The sequence below is a fragment of the Bacillus sp. JJ1521 genome, from assembly GCF_036965165.1.
GTDB lineage: Bacteria > Bacillota > Bacilli > Bacillales > Bacillaceae_L > Ferdinandcohnia.
The window spans coordinates 1-2011 of record NZ_JBALOX010000048.1 but is presented as its reverse complement, the minus strand read 5'-3'; the positions used below and the strand labels follow the sequence as shown (position 1 = coordinate 2011).

General features: G+C 36.8%; 1 protein-coding gene (cut by a window edge). It reads right to left on the bottom strand.

Annotated elements, in window-relative coordinates; all coding sequences use genetic code 11:
- On the bottom strand, positions 1 to 2011 hold part of the coding region annotated (polA, locus tag V7147_RS08295; protein WP_335367381.1) for a DNA polymerase I (this coding region is incomplete at its 5' end). 531 nt of the annotated region lie to the left of the window's left edge; 2011 of 2542 annotated nt are visible.

Sequence of the window (2011 nt, the reverse complement as noted above, 5' to 3'; positions counted from 1 at the left end):
CATATTGGAGGTAACCTCGTCTTCCTTTACATGGAACACATCCATTGCAGTCTTTGTGTGAATATCCAAATCATTCGTAAAGGCATGGATTAGATTTTCATCATTTGCGATATGTGCGAGTACCCTTAGTTCAATTTGTGAGTAGTCAGCCGCAAACATAAACCAATCCTTTTTCGAAGGAACAAACGCTTGTCTTATTTTTCGTCCTTCCTCCAAACGAATTGGAATGTTTTGCAGGTTTGGGTCTGTTGAACTTAGTCTTCCAGTTTGTGTTAAAGCTTGCTGGAATCTAGTATGAACCTTGCATGTATCTTCATGAACAACCTTTAATAAACCTTCAATATAGGTTGATTGAAGCTTTCCAACTTGTCGATAATGCAAAATATACTCGATGATTTCATGCTCTTTCGCAAGCTTTTCAAGAATATCGGCAGAAGTTGAATAACCTGTTTTTGTTTTCTTATAAACGGTAAGCTGAAGCTTTTCAAAAAGAATGACACCAAGCTGTTTTGGTGAGTTAATGTTAAATTCTTCCCCAGCCAGTTTGTAAATCTTTTGTTCGAGCTCTTGAAGATGTTCCTTTAATTCCTCGCCCATTGCTTTTAAACGTTCAACATCTACCTTTACCCCAGTAGCCTCCATATCAGCTAATATTAGCGATAATGGCATTTCTAAATCGGTGAAAAGCTTATATTGTTCATTAACATGAAGTTCTTTTTGGTAAATTTCCTGTAGTTTTTTGAGAGCAACTGCCTTTCTCACAACATGCTCGGAAAGAATTTCTTCACCTGGTACTCTTTGTTTTGCTCCTTTTCCATAAACGGCTTCATCCGTTTGCACATCAGTTATTCCCTTTAATTTTGCCACTTCAGCAATATCACCAGTCGATTCAGACGGATTTAAAATATAGGAGGCAATTAAACAATCAAAAACGATTCCATGTAAATCGATTCCCTTCCATTTCAAGGCAACAATTGATTTTTTTCCGTCAAAAACCGTTTTCTTTTTCTCTTTATCGTTTGCCCATTCTTTAAAGCTTGTCGATTCAAGGGCGAGCTTTGTTGGAATATAAAAATTCCCGTTGTTATTTGAGATTGCAATTCCTTGGATGTCCGCTTTATGATAGCTTTCATCAAGCACTTCCACCATTAATGAAGATTCTGCTATTAACATATCATCAGTAACTTCATCTACGATTTTAAAAGATATCTCTTCTAATGGCTTGTCTTCTGTATTCTCGCTTCCCTCAACTTTATCGAGTAATGAATTGAATCCGAGTTCTTTGAAAAGCTTAATCACCTGGTCGCCATCATAGCCGTTATACTCAAGCTCAGAAATTCCGATTTCTATTGGTGCTTCACGATAGATTGTGGCAAGCTTTTTACTCATGATTGCTTGGTCTTTATTTTCCTCAAGCTTTTCCTTCAGCTTCTTCCCGCTCACCTTATCAATCGAGTCTAATAGTTCCTCCAAGGTATTGAACTCTTGTAATAATTTTAAAGCTGTTTTTTCACCAACACCTGGGACACCTGGAATATTATCAGAGCTATCCCCCATGAGTCCCTTCATATCGATAATTCGCTCAGGTGTGATTCCATATTTTTCTTTTATGAAATCAGGTGTATATGAATCAACATCTGTGATCCCTTTTTTCGTAATATCTACTGTAATATGCTCTGAAGCTAGCTGTGTTAAGTCTTTATCCCCTGAAATAATTTTAACTTCAAAGCCTTCTTTTTCAGCTTCGAGCGATAATGTTCCGATAATATCATCGGCTTCATAGTTTTCTAATTCATATCTGCCAATCTTGTAAGCATCAAGAAGCTCTCGTAAAAAAGGAAACTGCTCCGAAAGCTCAGGTGGAGTTTTTTGTCGACCACCTTTATATTCACTAAATGTACTATGTCTAAATGTAGTTTTTCCTGCATCAAAGGCTACTAAAATATGTGATGGTTTTTCCTGTTCAAGAATTCGGTTCAAAATCATCGTAAAGCCATAAATGGCATTCGTA